This window comes from Streptomyces sp. DI166 (assembly GCF_900091315.1).
Taxonomy (GTDB): domain Bacteria; phylum Actinomycetota; class Actinomycetes; order Streptomycetales; family Streptomycetaceae; genus Streptomyces; species Streptomyces fuscus.
The window spans coordinates 1-10,882 of sequence record NZ_FLSP01000160.1 but is presented as its reverse complement, the minus strand read 5'-3'; the positions used below and the strand labels follow the sequence as shown (position 1 = coordinate 10,882).

2 protein-coding genes are annotated in these 10,882 nt (G+C 75.9%); both read left to right on the top strand.

The features are described from left to right. The coding region (locus GA0115233_RS38285) for a beta-ketoacyl reductase (RefSeq protein WP_141689638.1) at positions 1-1,176 on the top strand (1,176 nt) is incomplete at its 5' end. A 75-nt stretch (positions 1,177-1,251) separates the two neighbouring features. Continuing rightward, on the top strand, positions 1,252-10,882 hold a 9,631-nt coding region (locus tag GA0115233_RS38280; protein WP_141689637.1), incomplete at its 3' end, for a type I polyketide synthase.

Here is a 10,882-nt window from a genome sequence, read left to right as displayed (position 1 = left end):
GCGCCGCGGCTGCGCGACGAACTCGCCGCGCTGGGTGCCCGGGTGACGGTGGCGGCCTGCGACGCGGCCGACCGCGACGCGCTCGCCGCGCTGCTCGCCGAGCACCCCGTGGACGCCGTCGTGCACACCGCGGGCCTCCTCGACGACGGACTGATCGAGGCGCTCACCCCCGAGCGGTTCGCGGAGGTGCTGCGCGCCAAGGCGGTGGCCGCCCGGCACCTGGACGAGCTGACCCGGGACCGGGAGCTGTCCGCGTTCGTGCTGTTCTCCTCCTTCGCCGGGGCCATCGGCTCCCCGGGCCAGGCCAACTACGCCGCAGCCAACGCCTACCTCGACACCCTCGCCGAGCGGCGCCGGGCCGAGGGCCTGCCCGCCACCTCGGTGGCCTGGGGGCCGTGGGCGCAGGACGGGATGGCGGCGGGCGGCGGCCTGGAGGAGTACCTGCGCCGCCGCGGCCTGACCGGACTCGACCCCGACCTGGCGCTCGTGGCGATGGAACGGCTCGCCTCCGGCGACGACCCGGCCGCCGTCGTGGCCCGCGTCGACTGGGCCCGCTTCGCACCCGCCTTCGCCGCCGCCCGCACCACGGCCCTGCTCACCGGGATCCGGGAAGCGCAGGAAGCCTTGGAGGACGCCGCCTCCGGAGCCGGCGCCGACGCGTTGCGCGCACGGCTCGCCGGACTCGACGCCGAGGCCCGCACCGCCGCCCTCGTCGAACTGGTGCGGGAACAGGCCGCCGTGGTCCTGGGCCACGCCCGGATCGACGCCGTCGACCCGACGCGCGCCTTCCGCGAGGCGGGCTTCGACTCGCTGACCGCCGTCGAACTGCGCAACCGGCTCGGCGCGGCCACCGGTCTGCACCTGCCCGCGACCCTGGTGTTCGACTACCCGGCACCGGCCGACGTCGCCCGCCACCTGGACAGCGAACTCGCCGGGCCCGGCGGGACGGGTGCGGGCAGCGGTGTCGTCGCCGAACTGGACCGGCTGGCGCAGACCCTGGCCGCCGAGGCCCGCACCGGCGGCGAGGCCCACCAGGAGATCACCGAACGGCTGCGGAACCTGCTCGCGCTGTGGACCGGCACCGACCCGCACACCGACGACGGGACGGACGCCCTCGAATCCGCCTCCGACGACGAGATGTTCGACCTGATCGACAAAGAACTGGGGATCTCCTGACCCGGGACCCGGAATCGTGTGACCCCGTAGGGGGCCACGGGACCGTGGACGGCTTTCGCGAGGAAGTGGAGCACGATGGCGAGCAATGAAGAGAAGCTGCGGGACTACCTGAAAAGGGTGACGGCGGACCTCCGCCAGACTCGCAAGCGCCTTCATGACGCCGAGGCGAGCCGTCACGAGCCCGTCGCGGTCGTCGGCCTCGGCTGCCGCTTCCCCGGTGGCGCAGACACCCCCGAGGAGTTCTGGCGCCTGCTCGACGAGGGCCGGGACACCGTCGCCGAGTTCCCCGCCGACCGCGGCTGGGACCTCGACGGCGTCCTCGACCCGGCGGGCGGCACCGGCACCACCTACGCCCGCCAGGGCGCGTTCCTCCACGACGCCCCGCTGTTCGACTCGACGTTCTTCGACATCTCCCCGCGCGAGGCGATGACCATGGACCCCCAGCAGCGGCTGCTGCTGGAGACGTCCTGGGAGGCCCTGGAGCGCACCGGGATCGAACCGGGCACCCTGCGCGGCAGCCGCACCGGCGTCTTCGTCGGCACCAACGGCCAGGACTACCTGGCCCTGATGCTCGGCCGCCCCGAGGAGTCCGACGGCCACCTCACCACCGGCATCACCGCGTCCGTGCTCTCCGGCCGTCTGTCCTACGTACTGGGCCTGGAGGGCCCGGCGGTGACGGTGGACACCGCCTGCTCGTCGTCGCTGGTGGCGCTGCATCTGGCGGTGCAGGCGCTGCGCAACGGCGAGTGCGACCTGGCCCTCGCCGGTGGCGTGACCGTCATGTCGACACCGGGCGCGTTCGTGGAGTTCTCCCGGCAGCGGGGGCTCGCCGCCGACGGCCGTTGCAAGGCCTTCGCCGAGGGCGCCGACGGCACAGGCTGGGGCGAGGGCGTCGGTGTCCTCGTGGTGGAGCGGTTGTCGGACGCGCGGCGCAACGGGCACCGGGTGCTCGCCGTGGTCCGGGGCTCGGCCGTCAACCAGGACGGCGCCTCCAACGGCCTGACCGCCCCCAACGGCCCCTCCCAGCAGCGTGTCATCCGCGCCGCCCTCGCCGGAGCGGGCCTGAAGCCGTCGGACATCGACGCCGTCGAGGCGCACGGCACCGGCACCTCCCTCGGCGACCCGATCGAGGCGCAGGCCCTCATCGCCACCTACGGCCAGGACCGCGAACGACCGCTCTGGCTGGGCTCGGTGAAGTCCAACATCGGGCACACCCAGGCCGCCGCCGGTGTGGCGGGCGTGATCAAGATGGTCCTCGCGCTCCAGCACGGCGTCCTGCCGCGCACCCTGCACGCCGACCGGCCCACCAACCGCGTCGACTGGTCCGCGGGAGCCGTACGTCTGCTGCACGAGAACACCGACTGGCCCGCGCACCCCGACGCACCGCGCCGCGCGGGGATCTCCGCGTTCGGCGTGTCCGGCACCAACGCCCACGTCGTACTGGAAGAAGCCCCCACGGACACGGGCGAGGCCGACACCTTGGCCCCCGAACCGGCCACCCTGCGCCTGCCCTCCGGAGCCGTGCCCTGGATCGTCTCCGGCCGCACCCCCGCCGCCCTGCGCGAACAGGCCCGCAGGCTCGCCGACTTCGTACGCGCCCGGCCCGCCGCCGACCCCGCCCGCACCGCCGCCGCGCTGCTGACCACCCGCACCCTGTTCGAGGAACGCGCCGTCGTCCTCGGCGCCGACACCGGTGAACTCCGCACCGGACTCGACGCGTTGGCTCAGGGCGGCACCCACCCCGGCCTGGTCACCGGCTCCGCCGCCACCCCCGGCCGCACCGCCTTCCTCTTCGCCGGGCAGGGCTCGCAGCGGCCCGGCATGGGGCGCGAACTGTACGACACCTACGAGGAGTTCGCGGACGCCTTCGACGCCGTGTGCGCCGAGGTCGACGCCGACCTCGAACACCCCCTCATGGACGTCGTGTTCGGCACCGACGCCGATCTCCTCAACCGCACCGAATACACCCAGCCCGCCCTGTTCGCCCTGGAAGTCGCCCTGTACCGGCTCGCGGAGTCCTTCGGGGTACGCCCCGACGTACTGCTCGGCCACTCCATAGGCGAGATCGCCGCGGCACACGTGGCCGGAGTGTGGTCACTGTCCGACGCGTGCCGTCTTGTTGTCGCGCGCGGCCGGTTGATGCAGGCGCTGCCCGAGGGCGGCGCGATGGTCTCCCTCCAGGCCACCGAGGACGAGGTGCTGCCGCTGCTCGACCGGCCCGACGTCGACATCGCCGCCGTCAACGGCCCCCAGGCCGTCGTGGTCGCCGGAACGGCGGAAGCCGTCGAGACGGTCGCCGCGCACTTCCGCGCCCGGGGCCGCAAGGTCACCGCCCTGCGCGTCAGCCACGCCTTCCACTCGCCGCTCATGGAGCCGATGCTGCGGGAGTTCCGCCGCGTCGCCGAGTCGCTGGCGTACGCCCCGCCCCGGCTCACCGTCGTCTCCGACCTCACCGGCCGCCCCGCCGACCCCGACGACCTCACCGACCCCGAGTACTGGGTGCGGCACGTCCGGCACGCCGTCCGCTTCGCCGACGGAGTGCGCGCGCTCGCCGACCTCGGTGTCACCCGCTGCCTGGAACTCGGCCCCGACGCCACCCTGACCGCCCTCACCGCCCAGATCACCGGCGACAGCCTGCACAGCGTCCCCGCCCAGGCCAGGAACCGGCCCGGACCGCTCGCCTTCGAGACCGCCCTCGCCGCGCTCCACACCCACGGCGCCGCCGTCGACTGGGCCGCCCGCACGACCGGCGGGACCGCCTGCGCCGAACCCCTGCCCACCTACGCCTTCCAGCGCCGCCGCGCCTGGCTGCCCGCCGGGCCCTCCGGAGCCGCCGGGATCCGCGCCGCCGGACTCGGCGCCGCCCGGCACCCCCTGCTGGGCGCGGCCGTCGAACTCGCCGACGCCGGCGGCGTGCTGCTCACCGGCCGCCTGTCCGCCCGCGCCCTGCCCTGGCTCACCGACCGGGAGACGGCGGGCGCGGTGCTGCTGCCCGGCTCCGTCCTCGTGGAACTCGCCGTCCGGGCCGGCGACGAGGCGGGCTGCACCGCCCTGGAACACCTCGCGCTCCGCGAGCCCCTGCTCCTGCCCGAGCAGGGCGCGGTCCGGGTGCAGATCCTGGTCGGCGCCCCGGACGACACCGGCCGACGCGGCGTCGCCGTCCACTCCCGGCCCGACGACGACAGCGCCGACCAGCCCTGGCGCTGCCACGCCGAGGGCACCCTCACCACCGAGTCCCGGCCCGCGCCCGCCACGCCCGGCACCGAGCCGTGGCCGCCCGAGCGGGCCGAACCCCTCGACCCCGACGCCCTGTACGACGAGCTGGCCCGGCGCGGCCACCACTGCGGGCCCGTCTTCCGTGCCGTACGGGCGCTGTGGCGCAGCGGCGGCGACCTGTACGCCGAACTCGCCCTGCCCGACGGGCGTGAGCAGGAGGCCGGTGCCTTCGGGCTGCACCCGGTGCTGCTCGACGCCGCCGTCCAGACCGCCGTGGCCACCGGCCCCGCGCCCGCCGACGGCCACGTCCCGCTGCCCCGCGACTGGCAGGGCGTCACCCTGCACGCCACCGGCGCGGCCACCGCCCGTCTGCACCTCACCGGCGCGGGCACCGACCGTGCTTCCCTCACCCTCAGCGACACCGAGGGACGGCCCTTCGCCACCGTCGACACGCTGACCCTGACCGGCGTGCCCACGGACGACCTCACCACCACCCCGCGCGCCGATGGCCTGCACACCCTCGACTGGCAGCAGATCCCCGCCGCCGATGTCACCGGCGCGGGGGAGTGGACGATCCTCGGCCCGGACGCACCGGCCCTGGCCGCCCACCTCACCACCCAGGGCGTCACCGCCCGCCCCCTGCCGGACCTGACCGCTCTTCGCACCGCCCTCGACGAAGGCGCCCCGGCCCCGACCACGGTCGTCCTCACCCTCGACGCCCCTGCGGAGGCGGCCCCCCTCGCATCCACGGCCGAACACACCACCGCCGCCGTACTGACCACCCTCCAGCAGTGGTTGTCCGACGAACGCCTCGATGCCGCACGCCTCGTCGTGCTCACCCGCGACGCCGTCGCGGCCCGCGACACCGACCCTGTGTCCGGCCTGGCGCACGCCCCTGTCTGGGGCCTGGTGCGCACCGCGCAGTCCGAGTACCCGGGCCGCTTCCTCCTCGTCGACCACGACACCCCGGGCACCCTGCCCGTGGCCGCCGTACGGGACGACGAACCCCAAATCGCCGTCCGTGAGGGCACCTTGCTCGCCCCACGGGTGACCCGCGCCGCCCGTCCGGCCGCGGAGGCGGCGCCCTTCGGTCCTGCCGGTACCGTCCTGATCACCGGTGGCACCGGAGCCCTCGGCGCCCTCGCCGCCCGCCACCTGGTCGCCCAACACGGCGTACGGCGCCTGCTGTTGGTCAGCCGCTCCGGCTCCGCGGCCCCGGGCGCCGACGCCCTGCGCGACGAGCTGGCCGCGCTCGGCGCCGACGACGTCCGCGTCGAGGCGTGCGACGTCGCCGACCGGGATCGGCTCGCCGCGCTGCTCGCCACCGTCCCGGACGAGCACCCCCTCACCGCCGTCGTGCACACGGCCGGTGTCCTCGACGACGGGCTGCTCACCTCCCTCACCGCCGACCGGCTCGCGGAGGTCTTCCGCGCCAAGGTCACCGCCGCCGTCCATCTGCACGACCTGACCCGGCACCTCGGCCTCACGGCGTTCGTCCTGTACTCCTCGGCGGCCGGTCTCCTCGGCAACCCAGGCCAGGGCAACTACGCCGCCGCCAACACCTTCCTCGACGCCCTCGCCCAGCACCGCCGCGCGGCGGGCCTGCCCGCGACATCGATGGCGTGGGGGCCCTGGGAGACGTTCGGCGGAATGACCGCCGACCTCGACCCGGCGGTCACCGCCCGCACCTCCGCCCAGGGCGTCATCGCGCTCTCCGCCGCCCACGGCATGTCCCTCTTCGACGCCGGCACCGCCGCGCAGCGCGCGCTGCTGCTCGCGATGCGACTCGACCCGGGCGCCCTGCGCGAGCGCGCCGAGGCCGGTGAACTCCCGCCCCTGCTGCGCGGGTTGCTGCGGGTCACCGTCCGTCGCGGCGCAGGGACCGAAGGTGGCACGGGCGGCGGTTTCGCCCGCAGGCTGGCCTCGCTGCCGCGCACCCGCCGCCGCGCTGCCGTGGCCGCACTGGTCACCGGACAGATCGCCGCCCTTCTCGGCTACCCGGACGCCGAGTCCGTCGGCACCGCCAAGCCGTTCAAGGAGCTGGGCTTCGACTCGCTGGCCGCGGTCAACCTGCGCAACCGGCTCAACCAGGAGACCGGGCTGCGCCTGCCCGCCACCCTCGTCTACGACCACCCCACCCCGGACGCACTCATCGCCCGCCTCGCGACCGAACTCGGCGTGGACGACCACGAGGAGGCCGCCGACGCCACCGCCCTCCCCGTGGGCGGCACCGACGACGACCCGGTCGTCATCGTCGCCATGGGCTGCCGCTTCCCCGGCGGCGCCGACTCGCCCGAGGCGCTGTGGGAACTGGTCTCCTCCGGCGGCGAAGGCATCGGCCCGTTCCCCGCCGACCGAGGCTGGGACCTCGACGCCCTCTACGCCCCCGACTCCGACCGCCCCGGCACCACCTACGTCCGCGAGGCCGGATTCCTCTACGACGCCGGGGAGTTCGACGCCGAACTGTTCGGGATCTCCCCGCGCGAGGCCCTCGCCATGGACCCCCAGCAGCGGCTGCTGCTCCAGACCTCCTGGGAGGTCTTCGAACGGGCCGGTATCCCCGTCGCCTCCCTCAAGGGCAGCCGCACCGGCGTGTTCGCGGGGGTCACGTACCACGACTACGCGTCCGGCATGCAGATGGGCACCGCCGGCAACGTGGCCGCGGGCCGGGTGTCGTACGCCTTCGGTCTGGAGGGGCCCTGCGTGGCGGTGGACACCGCCTGCTCCTCCTCGCTGGTCGCCCTGCACCTCGCGGCACAGGCGCTGCGCTCCGGCGAGTGCGACCTGGCCCTCGCCGGCGGTGTCGCCGTGATGTCCCGGCCCGACCCGTACATCGCCTTCAGCCGGGAGCGGACCCTCGCCGCCGACGGCCGCTGCAAGCCGTTCTCCGATGCAGCCGACGGCACCAACTGGGCCGAGGGCGTGGGCCTGTTGCTGCTGGAACGGCTCTCCGACGCCCGGCGTCACGGCCACCCCGTCCTCGCCCGCGTCGCCGCCAGCGGCGTCAACCAGGACGGCGCCTCCAACGGCCTCACCGCGCCCAGCGGACCCGCCCAACTGCGCCTGCTGCGACAGGTCCTGGCCCAGGCCGGGCTGAACCCCGCCGATGTCGACGCCGTCGAGGCGCACGGCACCGGCACCCCCCTCGGCGACCCCATCGAGGCCCAGGCCGTCCTCGCCACCTACGGCCAGGACCGCGAACAGCCCCTCTGGCTCGGCTCGATGAAGGGCAACGTCGGTCACACGCAGGCCGCGTCCGGAGCCGGCGGCGTGATCAAGATGGTCATGGCGATGCGGCACGGGAGCCTTCCCCGCACCCTGCACACCGGCCGTCCCTCCAGCCATGTCGACTGGTCAGCGGGAGCGGTGCGACTGCTGAGCGAGGACGTGCCCTGGCCACGAGGCGAACGCCCGCGCCGGGCAGGTGTGTCGTCGTTCGGCATCAGCGGCACCAACGCCCACGTGATCATCGAAGAGCCGCCCCGGGACGGGGACAGCCCGCTCGACGGCACCGACTCCCCGGTCGATGCCCCTGCCGTCGACGGCACCCCGCCCGGGGCACACCTCCTGCCCGGCGGTATCCCGCTGCCCGTGTCCGCCCGCACCCCCGAGGCGCTGCGCGGCCAGGCGGCCCGTCTGCACACCCTGCTGGCCGAGTCGCCGGGCCTGCGCCTGCCCGATGTGGCGCTGTCCCTGGCCACCACCCGGTCCGCGCTGGAGTACAGGGCCGTCCTCACCGCCGACGACCGCGGCAGCGCGCTGCACGCCCTGAAGGCCCTCGCCGACGGCGACACTCCGCACACCCCGGTCACCGCCGCCCCCTCCCTCGCCCTCTACTTCCCGCCCGCCGACCCGCACTGGACCGCGGACACCGCCGCTCTGGCCGAGACCTGCCCGGAGTTCGCCGCCACGCTCGACGCGTGCGGACGTGCCCTGGCCCCACTGGTCGACTGGAACCCGTCCGATGTCCTGGCCACCTCCGGGTGGCAGGAGCGACCGGAGATCGCCGCTCCGCTCTCCTGGGCGGTGACCGTCGCGCTCGCCGCCCAACTGCGTGCCTACGGAGTCGACTTCGCCGCAGTAGGCGGACATGGCCCCGGCGAGATCGCCGCCGCCTGCGCCGCCGGAGTGGTCACCCTCGACACCGGCGCCCGCCTCGTCGTACCTGGGCAGCCCGCGCCTGCCGTCCGCTTCACCGACACCGGTGTCCCCTTGGCCTCCGCCGCCACCGGCACCCTCCTGCACCCCGAGGACCAAGCAGCCGCCGACGCCTGGACCACTGCCCTTACCGCCCCGCCCGCTGGCCAGGCGACCACCGACCCGGCGACCACCCCGCGCCTGCTCGCGGAATCCGGTCACCGCACGATCGTCGTCCTCGGCGAACAGCCCCCCGCCGACGGCACCGAGGCCGACCAGCCCCCCGCCGACGGCACCGACGCCGACCCGCTCCCGCTGAACGGCACCGACGCCGAACTGCTCCCGCTGACCGGCACCGGCCTCACCCAACTCCTCGCCGACCTCCACACCCGCGGCACCGCCATCGACTGGGCGGCCCTGCTCGCCCCCACCGGTGCCCGGCGGGTGCCGCTGCCGACGTACGCCTTCGCCACCCGGCGCTACTGGATGCTCCCGGAGCCCGCCGCCCCCACCGCCCCGGACCGGCACCCCTTGCTGGACACCTGTGTCGAACTGCCCGACCCCGGCGGCCTGTTGCTCACCGGCACCCTCTCCCGGGCCGCTCTGCCCGGCGACGGTGACCCGGAGCGCACGGGACCGCTCGCCGTACCGGGGCCGGTGCTGCTGGAGCTCGCCGTGCAGGCCGGTGACCGGGTGGGCTGCGACCGGATCGCCGAACTCACCACCCAGGCGCCCCTGGTGGTGCCCGAGGGCGACGAGGTACGGCTGCGGGTCACCGTCGGTGACGCCGGACCGTCCGGTGAGCGGCCGCTGAAGATCCACTCCCGGCCCGCGGGCGCCCTGCCCGGCACCGCGTGGACCCTCAACGCCCGCGCCGTGCTCTGCGCGGGCGAGCCCCGCGCCGCCTTCGACCTGGAGCTGTGGCCGCCCGCCGAGGCCGCACCCGTCGCCCTGGACGGCCCGTCCGTCCCCGCGGGGCTGCGCGGGCTGTGGCGGCGCGGCGAGGACCTGTTCGCCGAGGTCGCCGTCGCCGATGCCGCCGGGTACGCGCTGCACCCGGCGCTGCTCGACACCGCCCTGCGCGCGCTGCCCCTCGCCGGGGAGGGCGCGTTCGGAACCGTCCCCGTGCCCGACTCCTGGCACCAGGCCGCCCTGTACGCCGAGGGCGCCCACGAGCTGCGGATCCGGCTCACCCGCACCGGCACCGACACGGTCGCCGTGGAGGCCGCCGACGACCTCGGCCTGCCCGTGGTCGCGGTCGGCGCGATCCGGCTCGCCCCCGGCGACCGCACCGCGCCCACCGGCGCCCGGTGCGGCCCGCTGTTCCGCCTGGAATGGCCGGAGACGGGCGCCGAGGCCCCACGCGGCAAGCCCCGCTGGGTGCTCGTCGGTCCCGATGTGCTCGGCGCCCGCGCCGCCCTGATGAAGGCCGGTGTCTACACTGAGGCCCACGAGAGCCTCGCGGCCCTCGCCAAGGCCCTGGACTCCGGAGTGCCCGCGCCCGAGGCCGTCCTGACCGGGCTGCTGCCGGGCCCCGACGACGCCGCGCGGGCGGTGGGCGACGCCGCCCGGCTGGCCGCCGAGTGGCTCGCCGAGGACCGGTTCGCCCGGATGCGGCTGGTGTTCCTCACCCAGGGCGCGCCGGGCGCCGCCGACGGACCCGAGGGGCCGCGGGCGGGCGCGGGCGCCGTGTGGGGGCTGATCCGCTCGCTGCAACTGGTCGAGCCCGGGCGGCTGGTGCTCGCCGAGCTCGACGGGGCGCGCTCCTCCTGGCGGGCGCTGCCCGCCGCGCTGTCCCTGCCCGAGCCCCAACTCGCCGTCGTGCGCGGCGCGGTGCGCGTTCCCCGGCTGGCGGCGGTGTCGGCGCGGGCGGGGGAGTCCGGGGTGCTCGTCGAACCCTGCGACACCGTCCTCGTCACCGGCGCCGGAACCCCGGCCGCCGCCGCCCTCGCCCGTCACCTCGTCGCCGGGCGGGGCGTGACCCGGCTGGTGCTCGCCGACGCGGCCCCCGGCGACGGCCTGCTCGCACTCGCGGCCGAACTCACCGCCGCGGGCGCCGAGGTGACCGTCACCGACTGCGACCTCACCGACCGCGGGGCCGTCACCGCACTGCTCCACCGCACCCCCGGCGGGCGCCCCGCGACCGTCGTCGTGCACGCGGCCCGGCTCCCGGAACCGCGCGACGGCGCAGACGCCGAACAGGAGCTGCTGGAACGGGAGATGAGCGCCGCCCTGCACCTCGCCGAGCTGACCGGCGTGGGCGACCCCGGCACCTGTGTGCCGTTGCTGTTCCTGTCGTCCGCCGCCGGTGCCCTCGGCGCACCCGGCCGAGGCGGCGAGGCGGCACTCGGCG